The following is a 17,978-nucleotide window of genomic DNA, read 5'->3' as shown; positions in this document are numbered from 1 at the left end:
CCCGTATTCGCCCCCGGCGCCGGGCCCGCCACCCCTGGGCGAAGCCCCCAGTGCCCCTTGGGTGAAGCCTCCGGCACCCCTTGGGCGAAGCCCCGGGCACATCTGACCGCCGTACCTCGCCCCGGCCCCCGAATCCGCGCGCACGAGCGGCCCGCGGCTCCGCCGGGCGCACTGGTCGACCCGAGGGACCTGGATCCGCACGTACGAGCGGCCCGCCACCCTGCGCTCCAGGGCGACGGGCCGCTCGGCCGCACCGGTCAGACGCCTCCGTTGGAGAAGACGTCCTGCTCGATCAGCAGCTTGTCGATCCGGGCCTTGTCCACCCGGTTGGTCACCTCTTCGACCTCCTGCCGGTCCCGCACGCACTTGGCCAGCGTGAAGGAGGACGTGACCACGAAGACCAGCCCGAGCGCGAGGAAACCCCGCTCCCACGCCCCGACCGGCAGCTTGGCGATGCCGTACGCCACCGCCGCCAAGGAGATCCCGAACGAGATGGCCGCCTGCACGAAGAACGCGGTGGTCGTCGGCCGCTGGATGGATGGAGTCGTCATGCACACAGCGTGCACGCCCGATGACACGGCCGCATGAGTACTCCTACTCAGCTCCACCTGAGTCCCGCGCCGCCCCGCCCGCGATCACAGGTGGACGAGCACCCCCTGAAGTGCGGTATTGTTCTCATGCGCGGTCGGCGAGGGGAAAAAATCCCCGAACCGAACAAGCACCGGGACGTGGCGCAGCTTGGTAGCGCACTTGACTGGGGGTCAAGGGGTCGCAGGTTCAAATCCTGTCGTCCCGACCAGCGTTTTCGCAGGTCGGAGGCCGTTTCCACCGAGAGGTGGGAGCGGCCTTTTCCGTGTTCGCGGGCTTGGTGGTCGTATGGAAGGTCTGCGGGATCGGCACGCCGGGTGAAGTGGCGGTGGTGTTGGGGGAGTAGAGCGGTCTGAGGTTGTGGTGGATCCAGGCGTGGTGGTCGCGGTGCCGCCGGTTGGTGGTGTCGGCTGCCTCGCTCGGCCAGCGTGAGGGTGGCGTCGGTGGCGTCGCGGGCGGCTTGCTGGGTGAGGTGGGCGTAGGTGTTCGCGGTGGTCGACAAGGTGGAGTGTCGGAGGGTCTGGGAGACCACGGTGAGGGGGACGCCGGCGGTGATGGTGAGGCTGGCGGTGAGGTGTCTGAGGTCGTAGTGGGTGATGCGGGGGACTCCTGCCTCACCGGATAGGCGGCGGAAGCGGTCCAGGACCGTCTGAGGGCGCAGTGGGCGGCCGTTCGGGGCGGCAGAAGACCAGATCGGTGACGGGTCGACAGGACCTGTAGTCGCCGGGGTCGTTGTGGTACTGGCGGCGGACTTGGCCTGGTGCTGCATGCCGCGGTGACTCCAGGGGAGAGGGCTGCCCAGCCTTTTGCTGCTGCGGGTCTTCGGTCGGGTGATGACCAGTTGGCTGTTGTTGATGGCGGAGAGGCGTAGCGGATCTAAAGAACCTTCTCCCTCGGGTGGACGTCACTCCAGTGGAGTGTGAGTGCTTCTCCTTTGCGCATGCCGGTGCCGATGAGTACTTCGCACAGGTCTGCGATGAGGGATCGGCTGTGTGGCAGTAACGCAGGAAACGGACCGCCTCCTCCGGTGTCCATATGCGACGCTCGGCTGCCGGTGGCCGGAGGAGGACGGCGGGGCGTGCGAGGTTGTGGGCGAGGCGGTGGTGACGGACGGCGTCGCCCAGGGAGCTGGAGAGCGTGGACAGGCAGCGGTGGACGGTCACTCCGCGTGATCGCCACCGGGTACGGCTTGGTCAGCGGTGGCGGCGGTAGTAGGACACGGTCACGGCCGCAAGCAACGGGCCCCAGAGGACCAAGGGCTGGTAGAGGATGCCGACGATGGTGTGCCAGGGTCCGCTCATCGCCGGATGCTCCTCGACGTTCCACCAGAACACCAAGCCGCTCCAGAGGCAGATGAGGGCCAGTGAGCCGAGGGCGGCGGGGATGACGGCGGCGAGGGGGCGGACGCGCCGGCCGCCGATGATCGGGATCCAGCGCGGCGCCACCTCGCCCCAGGGCTGGACCAGGCCGAGCGTCAGCAGGGCGAAGGCCTCGGAAACCACGCTGAGCCCGACGACGTAGACCACACCCCAGCCGGGGATATGGAAGTCGTCGCGAAGCACCTGGTCGTTGTAACCGACCGGAAGGCCGAGGGCCAGGGCGATCCGCCACAGCCCGGAGGCACGGTGGTGAGAGCCGTCGCATGTGCGGCTCGGAACGCCCAACGGGGTGCTGGATCGGGGGTGTTCGGGGCAGTGGACGTGCTGGTTTCGCTGGTCTCGACGTCAGCTGCGGGCATCGGGTACCCGGGCCGTGTTGTCGGTGTTCGGGCTGAGGGCGTTCGAATTGAGGGCCTTCGAGTCGAGGCGATTCGGGACGAGGCTGTCCCGGTCCCGCCAGGCGCGCTCCCACCGGCGGGTGAGCGCCGGGTAGACGACGAGGTAGCGGAACGGCTTGATGAACGCCATGTACAGCCGTCCGAACGTGCCGTTGGGTTTGACGAGCGCGGCCATGCGCAACTCGTAGTCGCCGCCGGCGCCCCGAACCCAGCCCAGGTGGCACACGGTGTGTACGGTCTTGTTCGCCAGTTCCAGCGCTGCCTCGTCATCGAGGTCGTACAGCTGGGCCATCGGGGTGCCCGGGACGACGTAGCCGTTCCGGGTCGCGGCCATATCCGGTGGAAGGCCCTCGCGCAGGGAGCGGACCCGCGCGCCGAGACCCGACTCGGGCTTGTCCCAGCCGAGCAGCGCGCCGAGCTTCCACCGGGCCGCGAACAGGAACCGGGTCGCGGCGGGCTGCCTGACGACCTCGTTCGCCGCGCGCATCGCGGCGAGCATCACGGGGAAGTCGCCGGGTCCGGCACCGGGCGTTCGGAACCCCCACACGTCGTCGACGCGGAAGTCGCGGGTGAGCTCGTGGATCCGCCACGGCTGTCCGGTGTGGGCGGATATCGGCATTCGCATCTGCTGTCAGTCCTTTCCGATCTGCGGGGCGCGCCCAGGTGCATGTCCGGCCGGTCTCAGAGGCCGGTGAGCGGGTGGACCACGTGGGGGCGTGCGAAGAGCTCCGTGTTGGTGCCGTCGACGCTTCCCGGCGGGGACGCGCCGAGTTCGGCTTCGAGTTCCTGCTCCGTCTCGGGGGATCGGAGCGTGGCGAAGGCCGCCTCCAGCGCTTGCGGGGATTCGGTCCGGACGATGGAGACGACCGATTCGCCGTCCGGGGTGGTGGTGATCCAGCAGTCCGCCGACAGGCATCCGGGCGTGTTGCGGAAGACGCGGGCGACGCCTGCCACGTGGCGGGCGAACTCGTCGCGGTAGTCGGCGTACGGATAGTGGTAGGCGATGAAGCCTGCGTTCATCAGGGCTGTCTCCTGTCGGTTCCGCACGGTTCAGGCCGGGTTTCGAAACTCGCAGTTCCGGTACCCGTGGTTCCGTATCATGGCCCCATGACTGTGCGAAAGCAAGCCGAAAGCCGCGGGGGCCGTCCGCGCGACAGCCGAGTCGATGAGGCCGTCGCCTCCGCGGTGCGGGAGCTGCTGGTCGAGGTGGGATACGCACGGCTCACGATGGACCAGGTCGCCGCGCGCGCCGGCGTGGGCAAAGCGGCGATCTACCGCCGCCACGCCACCAAACAGGAAATGATCTTCGAGGTCGCCGCCCAGGGCCAGTTCCTGGCCGAGCCGCCCGCCCGCGGCTCGCTGCGCGCCGACCTGGCCGCCGTACTCGCCGAGATCACCGGCAGCATGGCTTCCGCCCCGCCGGGAGCACTGCCCGGCCTGCTGGCCGACATCCACGCCGACCCGGGCTTGCTCGCCCGGTTCGTCACGCAATACCGGGGGGCCCAGATCCAGACCTTGACGGAGATCCTCGACGCCGCGATCGCCCGTGGTGAACTGACCAGCCGCCCCGACGCGGCCATCCTCAACGCCGTGCTGGTCGGCCCCGTCTTCGCCTGGCTGTACTTGCTGTCCGAGTCCTCCGATCAGCTCCCCGTCCTGACCTCCGCACTGCTTGACGCGGCACTCGCGCTCGTCACCACCACCGGTGGACCCGGCGCTGACGCACAGGTCGGCTAGTGTTCCGGCAGCGGTTCCGTGTTCCCGCGGAACTGTGCGGCTACGTCTCGTCGACCATCCGTCCGTGCCCGCGCAGCAGATCGGCCGCACCTTCCTGGGCGAGGTTCTCGGCGAACCCGGGCAGGGTCGTCCCGTTCCCCGGATGCCTCCGGACCGGTGCCAGGGGGTAAGTCGACGACCGCCGGCACGACACGTTCGACGTCTGCGGGCGCGGTGGCATCCAGTCGGACGGTCAACTCCGACAACGCCTCGCGAACCCGCCGGTTGGCGTCGGCCGGGCGGTGGGCATGCGGCTCCGGCCACCCGTCCCGGCCGAAGGCATCGGCTCCGTGCAGCAACACAGCGGCCTGCTCGGGGTTCGCCCGGCTCCAGGCGACGACGTGGCGTGCGTCCGCGCCGCCCGCGTCGTGCGGCTCTGGGCAGAGGCGAGCGCGGCGAAATGGCCCGCCTGGAACTCGCCGGCGGTACGCAGCCACAGCTCGGCCAACAGGACGGCCCGTCGCGGGAGGCGGTGGTAGACCCAACCGCTGGGCGCGCCGCACTCGCGGGCGACTGCCGCCATGGTCACCGCGGCCGGTCCAAGGGCGGCGGCCAGGCGTACCGCAGAGCCGAGCAAGTCCGATTCGTCGTAGCGAGGTGGCCTGGCCGTGAAATGGAGGGTACTCTCCATTTCAATTAGAGAGATGCGTCCAATATTCTGGCAGGGGGCACGAATGGCGGTCTTGAACGTCCAGGAGCGCCGGATCCAGGTGCCATCCGAGCGGGTCGGCGCCTTGACCGACCGTCTGGTAAGCGCTGACGACCCACTGTGGCGGGGCCGGTCCTGGCCGAGGATGGTGCTGGACCGCGGTCTGCGCGTCGGCTCGCGGGGCGGCCACGGCCCCATCCGCTATTCCGTCGAGGCCTATGTGCCCGGACAGCGGGTGCGGTTCCGATTCTCGGCCCCGCGCGGCTTCGAGGGGATCCGCGAATTCGTCGTCCAGCCTGCCGAACCGGGCGCCACCGTGCTCCGCCACGTCATCGCCATGCGACTTCACGGCAGCGCTCGGCTCTCGTGGCCGCCGGCCCTCCGCCGGCTGCACGACGCGCTGATCGAGGAGTGCCTGGACCGCGCCGGGTATGCCTTCGGGCGGGGAGACGGCGGTCGTGCCGAGCGGAGTGCGTATGTTCGGCTCCTGCGTTACCTCAGCGCGCGGACCGCACGTCGGTCCGTGGATGCATCGGCCCCGACAAGCCTGCGGACGGGCTGAAGACATGGATGCCCCGCGCCGCGGACCACTCGCTGTGGCCGACCAATCCGCGTCCACCGGGCCCGTCGTCGGCTCGGTCGACACCGGCCGCCACGCCCGCCTCCGGCGCCGTCTCGGCTTCGCGGCCGTGGTGGCGTGTCTCCCGTACCTCGGTCTCAAGCTGCTCTGGGTCTGCTGCGTCGACGTCGGCGTGATCGACCGCAGCGGACTGAGCACCGCCGCGTGGATCGCCGTAAACCTGGTGACGTTCCTGATGGACGCGGCGGCCGAGGTGATCGCGTACTGGCTCACCCGGCCCGGCGGTCCCCGCGTCCGCACCTGGCTCGTCGCCTTGCCGATGTGGACGGCGTCCGGGCTCCTGTCGGCCATCATGCTCGCGGTCCCGTTCCAACTCGTCGTCGGGCTGCTCGGCAGCGCGAACCCGTCCGCCGGCGACGACTTCCTCCAACCGTGGGTCTACGGCGTCGTCTACGGTGGCTTCATCGTCGAAGGCGCCGCACTGCTCGGCGCCTTCGCGATATACGTTCACGACCGCCACGGCAGCGTCGTGAACGCCCCGGTACGCGCGTTCACCCGCCGCGTCCCGCCTGCCGCCCGCACCGCGGCCGCCGTCGCGGCCGGGCTCCTCGCCGCCACGGCCTTGGCGCGCTTCGCCTGGGCGTGCGGCGCCGAATTCGGGCTGACCGCCGCGCGTATCTCCGACATGGACTCGGGCGCCCGCGTCGTCCAGGCCACCCAAGCGGCGCTGTCGTCGGCCGCCGCCGGCGGTCTGGCCGTCCTGGCCCGCGGGCGCTCCGGGTACCGGGTGCGGCTGCCCCTGGCGGCGGCCTGGGTGGGAAGCGCGTCGGCGTGCTCCTGGGGCGGGTTCCTCGGCCTCATCGGCGACCTCGTCGGCGCCGACCATCGCGGGTCCCCGTTCATGGCCGCCGTCTACGGTGCGGAGGCGGTTGCCGGGCTCCTGGTGCTCGGCGCCGGTACGCGGGCACTCGCGGGCAAGCCACCGAGGGGCGCGGCGCCGACCGACCATGTCACGACTCACTGAAGCCGACCACACCGAACAGGTCTGCACCGAAGTCGCGGGCACCTCGCAGGAAAGGCGGGACAGGTGACGAGTGACCACATACCCTGCGGCAAGGGCTGCGAAGTGCACGGGATTTGCCAGAAGATCGCCGGGTACTACGACCGGATGAACTTCGTCATGACGCTCGGCCGCCATGAGAAATGCCTGCGCCCAGGCCGATGAGGTCCTTGAACGCGTCCGCGACGTCGGCGGCGGTGCTGACGTCCGGCCGGTACCACCGGTGCATCCAGCCCCTCATGCCGAGGATGCCCTCGCTCAGGATGCGCGTGGCGTGCCGAGCGGGCAGCGCGCCGGTCTCCTGGGCCTGGGCGACGACGTGCTCGACGCGCGGCAGGTGCGGAGGCGGTGCTACGGGCGGCTGGCGAGGCCGGGCTGGTCAAGGCGGGCAAGCGGCGGCGCACGGATGCCACCCATGTGCTGGCTGCGACCACGGGTCCGAGTCGGCTGGGGTTTGTGGGCATGACGTTACGGGCGGAGCTGAACCAGGTTGCAGGCGTGGCCGGGGAGTGGCTGGCAGGGGTGGCAGCGCGCCGGAGTGGTTCAAGCGCCATTCAGCCCGGCGGAGGAAAGTCGTTTCCCCTCCTGGTGGGCCGCTCGTGTCGAGCACGGCGACCAGGGCGGCGCGGACGGTGCAGCATCCCCGACCGAGACAGCCGCTTCTTCGTCTCGGGGTCGAACCAGCGCACCCGCGCCCGATGCGGATGGGGGAAAACGGTGTGGTACTCCACGTCGACCGTCAGCTTCACGCCAGTCGGCGGCGTTTGCCGCGCCATCAGGCTGCCTTCACCGGCTCGATGCGACGGGCGGCCGGCCACCGGTCGACGTCGATGGCGCTGTAGAGGATGTGCCGACTGGACATCGCGATGAAAGGCGGGCCTTGCGGGGGCTTCGCGGTGCGCCAGCGGCGCACCGTGGAAGGGCCGACCTTGCGGAGTCGGGCGAGCTCATTGGTGGTGTAGGTGCCGCCTGCCAACAGTTCGGAGGGAGCGTCGGTTGCGGGTTCACGGAGGTCGGGGATGGGCGGGGGACTGCCACAGCGCGCCGACAGAGCGACTCCCGCAGGTGCGGGGGCAACCTCCATGCCGGACCCGAGGGGCTGGCAGAGGAGGAGCAACCCCCGCGGGGCCGGGGACAACACCCCGCTGTACGTGAACGTGGACGCGGTCGGGGAGCAACCCCCGCGGGTGCGGGGACGGCGGCGGGACCGCGACCTGGATGTTGCTGGCATGACGTTGCTGACGCCTCCGCCTCGATTGCAGAATATGTAGACCGGTCTATTCTAGGGGCATGGCATCCAAGGGAGACCTGACAAAGGCGCGGCTCGCAGAGTCCATGCTCGAACTCATCCAGACCAGCGGCTACAGCGGCACGGGGCTGAACGCCGTGATCGAACATGCCGCAGCTCCAAAGGGGTCGATCTACTTCCACTTCCCTGAGGGGAAGGAGGGCCTGGGCGTCGCAGCGGTCGAGCTTGCGGCCAGGCGGTTCGAGACGCTGATCGCCGAGGCCGCAGTTTCCGCGGGCGGCCCGGCCGAGGCTGCCCGCGGCGCGATCGAGGCCCTGGCGACCATCGTCAGTGAGAGCAACTTCCGGCTGGGATGCCCGGTCTCGGTGGTCACCCTGGAGATGGGGGCGGAGAGCGAGCGGCTGCGGCAAGCGTGCGCGACCGCCTTCGAGTCGTGGATCGCGCCGACGGCGACGTTCCTCGAAGCCAGTGGAGTCGCCGCGGATGAGGCCCGGTCTCTGGCGACGGTTGTCGTCTCGACGATTGAGGGGGCGGTCATCGTTTCGCGCGCCATGCAGAGCACTCAACCGCTGGTTTCCGCCGCCGACGTCGTGGCGGAGCTCATCAATCAGCGCTGTCAGACCGTTGGAGGGACGCGATGACACCGCGCGGAGATTCACGCCACGCCTTGGTCTTCGGGGCTTCGGGACTGGTCGGCCGACACCTCGTCCTGACCCTTGCCGCGGCTGGCGCGAACGTCACTGCGGCGGTTCGGACCGCCGAGTCCGGAGCGCGTGTGGAGCAGTGGCTCAGGGAGCATGGCCTGACACGGAGTATCAGTACGACAATCGTCGACTTCGACGCCGCCGAGATTGTCGCCGGCGGCCCAGCGGCCTTTGCGGACGTGACCGAGATCCACAACTGTGCCGGGTCCTACCGATTTGGGATGACCGCCCACGAGGCACGCAGCGCGAACGTCGGCATCGTCGAGAAGCTGATCGACTTCGCCGCCGACCTCCCCGACCTGCAGCGAGTCGTGCACGTCTCGGGCTACCGCGTCGGCGGGCAAGACCCGTCAGCGATTCCGTGGCCCGACGACCACCGCATAGCGGTCTACAAGGAGCTTGGCGCTTACGAAGCGTCAAAGGTGGAATCTGACGCGATCTTCCAGGCCCGAGCCCAGAAGCGCGGAGTCTCCTGGACCATCGTCAACCCGTCCAGCGTGATCGGCGACAGCACGACTGGAGAGTCCGACCAGCACATCGGCCTGGCGACCACCATCGAGCAGATCTGGGACGGCACAGCAGCCGCACTGCCCGGAAACGAATCGACGTTCCTCCCGGTCGTCACAGTCGACTACCTGGCGGCGTTCATGGCAGCAGCGGCGGTCGACCCGGCAGCGGTGGGCCAGGCCTACTGGGTTCTCGACGACGACACCCCGCCGCTGGCAGACCTGCTCACGCACGTCGGCCGTCATCTCGGCGCGAAGGTCCCGCGCATGCGGATGCCGATCGGTGTGATCAAGCGGCTCCCGCCGCGGATCACCAAGGCAGATCCCGAGACGCTCACCTTCCTGTCCGCCGACCGCTATCCGACCGAGTCCGCAATCGAATTCGCCGACCGACACGGGATCCAGATGCCCGACGTGCTGGTGTCTCTCGAACGATGGGCGGACCACCTTGCCGCCCATCGCTTCGGTGCCGCCATGGCTGGTGGCCGTCGAATCGTCGCCGCCGGTGGCCTGAGGACATTCGAGCTCGGCGTACCCGGATCCAGCCGGGTGATCCTTCCGGGCTTGCCAGTGAACGCAGACACATGGGCCGACGTCGCGTCGGGAATCGGCGCACGCGCCGTCGACCTGCCCGGGCTCGGCCTCAGCGACGGTACCGGCGTTCAGGACTGGGAACAGTGGCTGCCGGCCATGCTGGCAGACGAACCGACCGACCTCATCGGCCATTCCATCGGTGCGGCTGCGGCAGTAGTCGCTGCTGACCGGTTCCCGGCGCAGGTGGAGTCCCTCACGCTGGTCGCACCGTTCTTCCTCCAAGCCCCCATCGGTGCCACGGCCAGACTGCGGCCGCTCGTTCGCACCTATCTGCGACACACCGACCCTGTGCGGCTGTCACGCCAACTGACCGGCGCAGAAGCGGGCGCGGCTGCTCTCGAGTCCAGCGTCAGTGACCTCAAACGGAGCAGCGCCCAAAGGGTGGCCGAGCAACTCGCTCTTGCGGGATCGGAGCAGTGGCGTGCCGAACTGCAGGAAGCGCTTGGGCGATTCAGCGGCCCGGTCCGTATCATCACGGGAAGCGAGGACCCCATCTCCCCGGGCGCGGTTGAGCAGCTCGAGTCACTTCCGAACGTGGAGCTGATCTCGGTGCCGGGTGCCGGGCATCATCCGCAACTGACCCACAGCGATGCCCTCGTCGATCTGCTCAAGGGATCGGTCGCGTGAACAGGACGCCCGAGGTCTCAGTCGCAAACAGCGATACGGGAATCCACGCCCGAATCGACGAGGCAGTCCTCCACCCAGCTGCCGACCCGGCCCGGTGGCGACGACACCTCCACGAGAACCCCGAGCTCTCCAACCGAGAAGCGCAGACCGCGGCCTACCTGATCGACTGCTCTGCGCGCAGCTCACGCGGCCGACGATCCGGCCCTGGACGCCCACGCCCTGACCTTCTGGGCCCTCGCCGCCTACAACACCGACCGCCCCCATGACGCCGAACACAGGATGGACGCCGCCCTGGCCGCGGCCCGAGGCCGCACCACCCCGCGCGTTCACGCCATGCTCTACTCCCGCCGGGGTCGTCGTCGAACTGGCCCCAGACGTCCTCAATGAACCACCGCAGCGTGCGGTCGGCGCCGTTGATCAGCGGCACCATCCGCTCGCGCGGGCCTGATCCCCGGGCCCCTTCGCCGTGGCGCACATGGAGCTTGCCGAAGCGGCCCAGGTCCCACTTGATGTCGGCCAGGTCGAGTTCGCATGCCTCGCTCACGCTGAGCCCGACCTGCGACATCAGCTTCGATGCGGTGTAGTTCCGCGCGGTGCGGGCGAACGTGCGGCAGGTCGCCAGCTCGCCGCCCCAGCCAGTGAACAGTGTCTTGATCTCTGGCTCGGTCGGCGGGATCCGCAGGGCGGCGTCCTTGGATCCCCGCGGGCGGTCCATCTCGTCGATCGGGCACTCGACGACCCGCCCGGTCATCCGATGGATCTCGACCTTGTGCCGCAGTTCCAGGAACAGGAAGTACGTGGTCAGCGCCTGCGCGCGGGCCAGCCGGGTGCCGCTCGGCGAGCCCCGCAGCACCGTCCCGAAGTACCCGTCGGCGTCAGTCGGCTCCATGTCCCACAACGGCCGGCCGAACCAGGACCTCATCTGGTCCAGGTGCCCGACGTCCCCGCGGATGGTGCCGTCCGCCAGCCCTGCCGAAGCCCGCGCGAGGACGAACCCGGCGAGCACGTCGGTCTCGAACTGCTCCAGTTCCTCCGCCGAGACCGAATCGCGGAACTCGCGCAGGTCGCGTACGGCTGCCAGCGCCAACCCGAGCCTCCTGGCTTTCACCCCGACCGCAGGTCGATCGGACGAAGCGAGAACGCTTCAAGAATCCTGTTACGTCACTGGATCGAAGAACACTCCAAGGAGGCAGAACGCCCTGACCACGGGGGCAAGGACTCAGCAGGGCTCAGAGGAACTCACGGGATGTCGCACAGGGGCCAGGAGCGCAGCAGTGATTCGGTCACGCGTGCAGCTTGTAGGCCGGACTGGCTGGGTATCACCTCGTGCAGCTGGGATGCCCACGGCCTGTGTGTCGTCGCCGGCCGCCAGATCGTCGCAGCACTGATCGCGGAATCGCTTCGTCCCACCCACAGCGAGTAGAGAGGGAGCCCCGTGACAACAACGGCTGCCGTTCCCGAGGCACCCGGAGCGCTGCCGCTCGTCGGCCATGCCCTCCCGCTGTTCCGCAACCCGCTCGGCTTCCTCAGGTCTTTGCCTGCCTACGGTGATCTGGTGCAGATCCGGATTGGTCCTCAGCGGGCGATTGTGCTCTGCACTCCCGAACTCACCCGACAGGTGCTGGTCAATGATCGTGTCTTCGACAAGGGCGGAGCCTTCTTTGACCGGGCCAGGGAAGTCCTCGGCAACGGCGTTCTGACGTGCCCGCACGCGCAGCATCGGCGGCAGAGGCGACTGACGCAGCCCGCCTTCCATCATGTCCGCCTCGCCGACCAGGCCGAAGTCATGCTGGAACACGTCAACGCTGTCACCGCGTGCTGGAACGACGGTCAGGTCATCGACGTACCGGCCGACATGGAGAAGATCACCAGCAGGGTGCTGCTCGCGACCATGTTCAGCACCACGCTGCGCCCGGAAACCATGGCGCACATCTCGGACGATCTGACGGTCGTGCTCGCCGGCATCTACCGGCGCATGTTCTTACCCGCTGTCCTGGACCGGCTGCCGACCACCGCCAACCGCCGTTACCACCGCGCGAACAGCCGGCTCCGCCACACGGTCGCCAGTGCCGTCAGCGGCCGTCTGGGTGCCGTCGCCCAGGACGGCGGCGGTGATGACCTCCTGTCGATCCTGCTCAGCGCTCGCGATCCCGAAGGCGATGGACCGGGCCTGTCGGATATCGAGCTGGCCGACCAGGCCGTCACCTTCTTCATGGCCGGCGTCGAGACGGCTGCCACCACGCTGGCCTGGTCCCTGTACCTCCTGTCGCGCAATCGAGGCGTTGAAGAACGTCTGCACGCGGAAGTCGACGCGGTTGTGGGCGGACGTCCCGCCACCTACCAGGACATCCCCAAGCTTCCACTGGCCGGAGGCATCGTGAGGGAGACGCTCCGCCTCTATCCGCCGGTGCCGCTCATGACCCGGACCGCCACCCGTGACACCCGTCTCGGCGGCTGTTGCGTCCCCATCGGCACCACGATCGCCTACAGCCCCTATCTCATCCACCATCGGCCCGACACATGCTCGGACCCCGGGCGCTTCGACCCTGGCAGGTGGGCCGCCACCGCAGGCAGGTCACCAGAACGAGACTCCTTCTTCGCCTTCGGCGGCGGTGCCCGCAAGTGCATGGGTGATCAGTTCGGCCTGACCCAGGTCGTTCTCGCTCTGGCCACCATCGCCGCACGCTGGAAACTCCGCCCTGCCGCCGGAACCGACAGCCGTCCCCAGCTCAGCAGCACCCTGCGTCCCAAGCATTTGAGGATGCACACCATCGACCGGGCAGGCGGCGCACCGCACTAGGCACTGTCCGGGGATCATGGGACTTTCCGACCGGCCGCTTGTTGGTTCGGTCATGGGTCGGGGGGATCTGACGAATCGCGAGTGGTCTCTTCTGGAGCCGCCCCTGCCGCCTTCGGGCAGGCAGGGGCGGTCGGTGGAACGACCATCGAACCGTGGTCAACGGGATCCTGTTCCGGATCGGAACGGCGTCCCGTGGCGTGACCTGCGCCGGAACGCTACGGCTCGTGGAAGACCGTCTACGAGAGGCATCGCCGCTGGTCGGCGGACGGCACGGGCTTCGAGCGCGACCACTACCGGAGACGCAACGAGGCCGAGCGGACCATCAGCCGACTGAAGAACTCCCGTGCGGTCGCGACCCGTTACGACAAGCGGGCCTCCGTCTTCCACGGCACCGTGACCGCAGCAGCGGTCTGGTTATGGCTCCGATCATGATCTGCCGGACAGGACCAGGCCCCACACACGCATCGCGCCGCGGAAGGCCTTCTGGTGCGACGCTCGACGACTGAACCGCTGTGTGATCCCGGGTACCGTGCCGTCATGAGGTGGGGTCTGGGCGGCGAGCGCGGCATACAGTAGGGCGATGCCGAGGTCGAGCGAGGCCGGATAGTCGCCGAGACCAGCAGGCCGAGGAGCACGCCCGCGGTGGTTTGGCCGACGGCTGGCGGCCTCCTTGCTCAGGGCCTTGGCCGGGCCGGTACCGAACGGCGACAGCCCGGACAACACCAGAGTGCCAGCCGAGAACAGCACGCCTGCGGGGGAAGGTTGCGAGCCTTGCCGTGCAGACCGTGTTCGAGCACGGTGTTCTTACGGAACCGTCTGCGGGGCCGGACCGCGAGAAGAGGGCCGAGGTGCTCGCGCAGCCGATGTTACCGGTGGATCGCCCCGGTGCTCGGCCTTCCTGGCCTCCCCTTCGTCGACTTCGGCGACGTGTTGTTCCAGGACCGCCCTGAAGGGGTCCACTGGAAGACCGGTCCCCTGGTGGACTACGCCAAGGGCCGTCCCTTCGCCTGGGTGGACGACGAACAGAGCGATCTCGACCAGGCATACGTGACCGACCACCACGCCGGGCCTGGGCTTCTGCACCACGTCAACCCGCGAATCGGTCTACGCGAGGACGACTTCCGCTCAAGGTGCGCCGGTCTCAGCGGCGCGAGCCACCAGATCGGCACGCTCATGCGGGCACCCGTGGCCATTCATGAGGACGCGCAGGTCCAAGCCCCGGATGAGGTTTTCGGTGGGGGCAGCGTCACATGGAGCCAACACGCGAGACGAGGAAGTTAATAGTGTTCTGTTGCTGTGTGACCGTATCGGACAGTTGGTTGACGGTATCGCTCAGCGTGTTGACTCGCTGTTCGAGATCGGCCACATTCTGCAGCTGGTCCGACACGGAGAACCCGTTGACCTCCAGGCCTCCTGTGACTTCGACGTTTCCCACGAAGTGGCCGGCCGGAGCGCCCATCCCGAAGACGCCGGGGCCCCTGTTCGAGAGGTGAACGCCGATGACTCCGGCCTTCCCCGGGCCGTTCGCCAGACCCTTGACCCCGTCTCCGCCGTCTTTTCCGTCGCCCCATACACCGGACGAGCCCGGACCTGGCTGAGCTTGGGTCTCGCCGTAGACGCCCACCCAGGTGGAGCCGATTCCCTGTACGCCGATGTTTCCTGTGCCGTTGACCCCGGCGCCACCAGTCGTACTCGTGCTTATTCCGGCCACCCCGTGCCAGCTGCCTCCGTCGCCCCGGATTCCGACAGCCGAACCCTGGCCGAAGACGGCAATTGCGTCAGCTCCATCCGATATTCCATGGATCGCTGTCTCTTGAGGTTGCGTGACTTCATTCTCGAAGGTTGGCATTCGAAGATTTCCTCTCCGCTCGAGACGAGAGGTTGGCGATTCCATCGATGGGAGGAATCGACGTTCCACAGCACAGCAGTTGGTGCTGTACCCAAGGTTTACACAGCTCCTGGTCGGCCGCATGTTCGACCTGTTGCTTTCCGGAGCACACCTGTCTGTCGTCCCACGGCTGTTGATTCGGTTGTCGAATCAGCTATCCACCGGCAGCGGACCTACTGAGAGTCAGTGCTCTGTCCGGCCTGCGTCTCGCGTCCTGGCTGCCGCGGGCCGTCCGGCCGGGCTGCGGTTTCGTCGTCCGCTCCGCCCGGCCCGCCGCCCGGCAGCACTACTTCCCCGTTCCGCCCTGAAAGGATCACTGACCGTGTCGCCGTGTCGGGCATCTCTCACCGTCTCACGGCGTTGGGAGATCGCCTCCGTCGAACTCTTGGCGGTTGCGGACGATCTCGGCCTGGTGGTCCTGCACCCAGTGCACGACGTGTGTGACGCTGTCACTCAGTGACCGGCCCAAGGGCGTGAGTTCGTACTCGACCCGGGGCGGCACTTCGGCGTAGGCCGTCCGCGTCACCAGGCCGTCACGGGTCAGTGATCGCAGCGTTTGGCTCAGCATGCGCTGGGACACCCCGGCGATCCGCCCGTGGAGCGTCGTGAAGCGCAGCGGCCCGTCAGCAAGCGTGATGACGACCAAGACGGTCCACTTGTCCCCGACCCGGGCGAGCACATCCCGCACGAGTTCGATGGTCGACGCGCACTCGGGACTGACCCCCGCGGCCTCCAGTTGCGAACGCAGCGCCGATCCCATACGCCGGTTCCCTTCGCATCCGTAGCTGACTTCAAAGTGCGTGAGCGCAAGCTCTTGATCGCAGTCGCCGCAGCCCCTTTACATACGGATAGTAACTAACGGGCGTCCGCCCGAACCCCTGCTACGCCAGATGAGGGAAACATGCTCCTAGGACCCGCTGCACCGGATTCGTCCGCTGACGGGCACGTCGACGACGCGGTCCAGGGGGTGCGGCACGACACCTTCACCGTGGATTTCCACCTGGCCGATTCCCCGGGAACGGTCTTCGGGGCCTTCGCCGACACCCCGGTGCGGCGCCGGTGGTTCAAGCTGCCGGGCCGCCAGGTGTCGTACGACCACGACTTCACGGTGAACGGCGGCGAGACCGCGTCCAGTGTGTTCACGGTTGCGGGCGCCGCGCCGGAGCGACTCGCCTACTCATCCAGGTACCTGGACATCGTGTCGGGCTCGAGGATCGTCTACACGTACACGGCACGCGTGGACGACCTCCCGCGGTGGGTCTCGCTGGTGACTGTCGAACTGCGCCCGGAGGCCGACGGCACTCGTCTGCGGTGGACCGAGCAAGCGGCCTTCCTGACCCCGTCCGCGTCGCCGGACGACGACCTTCCCCACCTGCGAGGAGCCACCAGGCTGCGGTTGAACGGTCTCGCGGCAGCGCTGCGACCGACGTGAAACCGTGTGCCCGCTGCCATGCCACCGCACCGAATCGCGCTGGAGATCCTTCGCATGGGCAGGCAGACCCGAACGTCGGCCCGACCGTCGGTGGCCCGGCGTGGCGCAGCCGTCAGGTCCCCGGCTCATGGGGAGGTCGCTGGTCCGGTCGGGGTGTGCCGTGGTCCGTCCGGAGCCCGGGAGGAGGGGAGGGCCGATCGGCCTGGAAGGTCAGGCGGATCCAGATCGCCCAGCCGACCGGCTGAAGTGCCCAGTAGCTGATGGCCCGGTACAGCAGCGCCCCGGCGATCGCCGCTCCGGGAGACAGGCCGTAGAGCACCAGCAGTGCGGACAGGCTCGCCTCGACCACCCCGATGCTGCCGGGCGTCAGACGCAGGCTGCCGGGGATCTGCGTGAGCGCGTACGCGAGCAGGATCCCGCGCCAGGGCACGCCGATGTCCAGCGCCCATAGGCAGGCTGTCAGGCAGGCGGCGTCGAAGACCCAGTTCAGCAGGGCGTACGCGGCTGGTCTCAGCCATGGCCGGAAGCCGGGCTGCAGGTTCCTGGCTTGTTCCACAACGCGCACCAGCAGCGTCTGGGCTCGCCGTAGCTGCCTGAACCGCTCGCCCGCGCGGACCCAGGTTCGTCGCACAATTGTGCGGAAACCCGCGAAGCGGGACAGGCTGAAGACCACCAGACCGATCACCAGCGCCAGCGCAAGGATTCCGGCGAGCGGACGCACCACGGCAGCGGCACCGGCCGTACCGACCGTCAACAGCCCCGATACGATCAGGATCGCCAGGCCCAGCGCCGAGAGCGCCCCCGCAACCACCAGCACGGCAGCCGCGAGCATCGGTTCCACTCCCCGTCGGCTCAGCTGCCGGTACACCCATGCGGTGGCGAAGGCCGCCCCGCCCGGCAGTGCGCCGGCCACGGCATTGGCGGCCACCGCGATGGCGGTCATCCGCCGCAGACTCCACCGCACCCCGCTCGCCAGCAGCAGTCGACGGGGCACAGCGGCGAAGCACACCAACGACAGCGCCTCGCACGCCACGGCAACCGCCAGCTGCGGCACACGCACCCGGGAGATGAGGTTGAACGCCTGCGCGAATTCGTGCCGCCGCCAGACAGCCACCAGGACCGCGGCCCCCACCAGCAGGCCGGCGCCAAGCCACCACAGCGGCCCCGGCCGCACACGACGACGGGCTTCCCACTCCTCGCGCCCGGCTGCCGCGGATTCCGGCCGCTCAGGCACCGGTCGTCACCCCCGATGCGTAGCACCGCGTCAGGACCGGGTGGTGTCGAGGGGCCCGCGGCCCGCCAGGAGGTACAGGCCGACCGGGCCGCCGGCCGGGCCGGAGGGGCGCCGACTCCTTCCGGAGCCTGGGGAGGGCCGCCGCCGTCCAGTGCTCTCCTCCTGCCCGAAACACTGTTCCCACCAGCACATCATCAGGCCGTACCGGCGCTGCGGCAGGCCCACTCCTCCGGCTGGTGGAGGACCTGCGCCATCCGGGGGCTCGGCCAGGCCGCGGGCGCCGCCCCGGCGATGACCTGGTCGGCACACTCGCCACCCTTCCCGACGGTGGCCACCACCGCTGCCCCGAACGGAACCACCGCGAGCGCAGGGCCCGGCTTCGTCACCCGGCCGCTGTCGAGAACGTCATCTACGTGCCCCTCGCCCAGGCCGGTGCCGACGCGGGCGCCGCGGAGACATGGCGCCGGGACCTCGTGAGGTGCGGCCAGGGGCGGGCACGGGGGATGGTGGGTAG

The 17,978-nt window shown here is 69.0% G+C and carries 20 protein-coding genes, 1 tRNA gene and 3 pseudogenes; 10 read left to right on the top strand and 14 right to left on the bottom strand.

Annotated features, from left to right (window positions below):
* Nucleotides 1–257: 257 nt before the first annotated feature.
* Nucleotides 258–551 carry a YiaA/YiaB family inner membrane protein gene (locus E4099_RS14210; RefSeq protein ID WP_209446617.1) on the bottom strand — a complete coding sequence of 98 codons (294 nt, stop codon included), beginning with the start codon at nucleotides 549–551 and terminating at the stop codon, nucleotides 258–260.
* Nucleotides 552–722: 171 nt separating this feature from the next.
* Here E4099_RS14210 and E4099_RS14205 point away from each other — a divergent pair.
* Nucleotides 723–799, top strand: a tRNA-Pro gene (locus E4099_RS14205).
* Between the two features lie 312 nt (nucleotides 800–1,111).
* Here E4099_RS14205 and E4099_RS35195 read toward each other — a convergent pair.
* The 4 genes and pseudogenes from E4099_RS35195 to E4099_RS14185 all read right to left on the bottom strand — a co-directional run.
* Nucleotides 1,112–1,357, bottom strand: a pseudogene (locus E4099_RS35195) (site-specific integrase); the annotation flags it as partial.
* Nucleotides 1,358–1,781: 424 nt separating this feature from the next.
* Entirely contained in the window at nucleotides 1,782–2,150 is a 369-nt protein-coding gene (locus E4099_RS14195) for a hypothetical protein (RefSeq protein WP_245244829.1), read from the bottom strand.
* 162 nt (nucleotides 2,151–2,312) lie between these two features.
* Nucleotides 2,313–2,990, bottom strand: a complete 678-nt coding sequence (locus tag E4099_RS14190) for a DUF2867 domain-containing protein (RefSeq protein ID WP_135339398.1) — start codon at nucleotides 2,988–2,990, stop codon at nucleotides 2,313–2,315.
* A 56-nt stretch (nucleotides 2,991–3,046) separates the two neighbouring features.
* Nucleotides 3,047–3,385: an antibiotic biosynthesis monooxygenase family protein gene (locus E4099_RS14185; protein WP_135339397.1), complete on the bottom strand. Its 339-nt coding sequence runs from the start codon at nucleotides 3,383–3,385 to the stop codon at nucleotides 3,047–3,049.
* An 87-nt stretch (nucleotides 3,386–3,472) separates the two neighbouring features.
* Between E4099_RS14185 and E4099_RS14180 the strand changes: the two genes are divergently transcribed.
* Nucleotides 3,473–4,102: a TetR/AcrR family transcriptional regulator gene (locus E4099_RS14180; RefSeq protein ID WP_135339396.1), complete on the top strand. Its 630-nt coding sequence runs from the start codon at nucleotides 3,473–3,475 to the stop codon at nucleotides 4,100–4,102.
* 232 nt (nucleotides 4,103–4,334) lie between these two features.
* Here E4099_RS14180 and E4099_RS14175 read toward each other — a convergent pair whose 3' ends face one another.
* Entirely contained in the window at nucleotides 4,335–4,772 is a 438-nt protein-coding gene (locus tag E4099_RS14175; RefSeq protein ID WP_342451921.1) for a TetR/AcrR family transcriptional regulator, read from the bottom strand.
* A gap of 43 nt (nucleotides 4,773–4,815) precedes the next feature.
* Here E4099_RS14175 and E4099_RS14170 point away from each other — a divergent pair, with 43 nt between their 5' ends.
* On the top strand, nucleotides 4,816–5,352 hold the full coding sequence (locus tag E4099_RS14170) for an SRPBCC family protein (RefSeq protein ID WP_135339395.1): 537 nt from the start codon (nucleotides 4,816–4,818) through the stop codon (nucleotides 5,350–5,352).
* 34 nt (nucleotides 5,353–5,386) lie between these two features.
* Complete coding sequence (locus tag E4099_RS14165; protein ID WP_135339394.1) at nucleotides 5,387–6,394, top strand: hypothetical protein; 1,008 nt, start codon at nucleotides 5,387–5,389, stop codon at nucleotides 6,392–6,394.
* Nucleotides 6,395–6,548: 154 nt separating this feature from the next.
* On the opposite strand, the gene E4099_RS35190 is transcribed toward E4099_RS14165, so the two are convergent.
* Nucleotides 6,549–6,767, bottom strand: coding sequence for a TetR-type transcription factor C-terminal domain-containing protein (locus tag E4099_RS35190; protein ID WP_167828377.1), 219 nt, complete (start codon nucleotides 6,765–6,767; stop codon nucleotides 6,549–6,551).
* A 438-nt stretch (nucleotides 6,768–7,205) separates the two neighbouring features.
* On the bottom strand, nucleotides 7,206–7,406 hold the full coding sequence (locus E4099_RS14155) for a helix-turn-helix transcriptional regulator (RefSeq protein WP_245244827.1): 201 nt from the start codon (nucleotides 7,404–7,406) through the stop codon (nucleotides 7,206–7,208).
* A gap of 314 nt (nucleotides 7,407–7,720) precedes the next feature.
* Between E4099_RS14155 and E4099_RS14150 the strand changes: the two genes are divergently transcribed.
* Nucleotides 7,721–8,320 (top strand): TetR/AcrR family transcriptional regulator, encoded by a 600-nt coding sequence (locus tag E4099_RS14150; protein ID WP_209446616.1) that lies wholly within the window; start codon nucleotides 7,721–7,723, stop codon nucleotides 8,318–8,320.
* Complete coding sequence (locus tag E4099_RS14145) at nucleotides 8,317–10,110, top strand: alpha/beta fold hydrolase (protein WP_135339393.1); 1,794 nt, start codon at nucleotides 8,317–8,319, stop codon at nucleotides 10,108–10,110. The genes E4099_RS14150 and E4099_RS14145 overlap by 4 nt, the downstream gene beginning before the upstream one ends.
* A 154-nt stretch (nucleotides 10,111–10,264) precedes the next feature.
* Here E4099_RS14145 and E4099_RS14135 read toward each other — a convergent pair whose 3' ends face one another.
* The gene (locus E4099_RS14135) at nucleotides 10,265–11,197 is read right to left on the bottom strand and encodes a site-specific integrase (RefSeq protein WP_245244825.1); all 933 of its coding nucleotides are present in this window, start codon (nucleotides 11,195–11,197) and stop codon (nucleotides 10,265–10,267) included.
* 348 nt (nucleotides 11,198–11,545) lie between these two features.
* Here E4099_RS14135 and E4099_RS14130 point away from each other — a divergent pair, with 348 nt between their 5' ends.
* Both E4099_RS14130 and E4099_RS35185 read left to right on the top strand, forming a co-directional pair.
* Nucleotides 11,546–12,910: a cytochrome P450 gene (locus tag E4099_RS14130; RefSeq protein WP_135339392.1), complete on the top strand. Its 1,365-nt coding sequence runs from the start codon at nucleotides 11,546–11,548 to the stop codon at nucleotides 12,908–12,910.
* Nucleotides 12,911–12,962: 52 nt separating this feature from the next.
* Nucleotides 12,963–13,342, top strand: a pseudogene (locus E4099_RS35185) (transposase).
* Here the strand turns inward: E4099_RS35185 and E4099_RS14120 are convergent.
* Nucleotides 13,337–13,657: a hypothetical protein gene (locus E4099_RS14120; protein WP_135339391.1), complete on the bottom strand. Its 321-nt coding sequence runs from the start codon at nucleotides 13,655–13,657 to the stop codon at nucleotides 13,337–13,339. The pseudogene E4099_RS35185 and the gene E4099_RS14120 overlap by 6 nt on opposite strands.
* Nucleotides 13,658–13,780: 123 nt before the next feature.
* On the opposite strand from E4099_RS14120, the pseudogene E4099_RS34180 reads away from it, so the two are divergent.
* A pseudogene (locus tag E4099_RS34180) lies at nucleotides 13,781–14,038 on the top strand (hypothetical protein); the annotation flags it as partial.
* A gap of 118 nt (nucleotides 14,039–14,156) precedes the next feature.
* Here the strand turns inward: E4099_RS34180 and E4099_RS14110 are convergent.
* Both E4099_RS14110 and E4099_RS14105 read right to left on the bottom strand, forming a co-directional pair.
* Nucleotides 14,157–14,759 (bottom strand): hypothetical protein, encoded by a 603-nt coding sequence (locus E4099_RS14110; protein WP_135339390.1) that lies wholly within the window; start codon nucleotides 14,757–14,759, stop codon nucleotides 14,157–14,159.
* A 391-nt stretch (nucleotides 14,760–15,150) separates the two neighbouring features.
* Entirely contained in the window at nucleotides 15,151–15,558 is a 408-nt protein-coding gene (locus E4099_RS14105) for a winged helix-turn-helix transcriptional regulator (protein ID WP_135339389.1), read from the bottom strand.
* A gap of 141 nt (nucleotides 15,559–15,699) precedes the next feature.
* Between E4099_RS14105 and E4099_RS14100 the strand changes: the two genes are divergently transcribed.
* Nucleotides 15,700–16,230, top strand: a complete 531-nt coding sequence (locus E4099_RS14100) for an SRPBCC domain-containing protein (RefSeq protein ID WP_135339388.1) — start codon at nucleotides 15,700–15,702, stop codon at nucleotides 16,228–16,230.
* 112 nt (nucleotides 16,231–16,342) lie between these two features.
* On the opposite strand, the gene E4099_RS14095 is transcribed toward E4099_RS14100, so the two are convergent.
* A complete protein-coding gene (locus E4099_RS14095) occupies nucleotides 16,343–17,464 on the bottom strand; it encodes a lysylphosphatidylglycerol synthase transmembrane domain-containing protein (protein ID WP_245244823.1) in 1,122 nt (373 codons plus the stop codon).
* A gap of 194 nt (nucleotides 17,465–17,658) precedes the next feature.
* Nucleotides 17,659–17,978 (bottom strand): hypothetical protein (locus E4099_RS33625; RefSeq protein ID WP_209446615.1); only part of this gene is annotated, 320 nt, incomplete at its 5' end.

The organism is Streptomyces palmae, from assembly GCF_004684805.1.
Taxonomy (GTDB): domain Bacteria; phylum Actinomycetota; class Actinomycetes; order Streptomycetales; family Streptomycetaceae; genus Streptomyces; species Streptomyces palmae.
The sequence above is the reverse complement of the archived record's forward strand: the minus strand, read 5'-3'. Positions and strand labels throughout refer to the sequence as shown.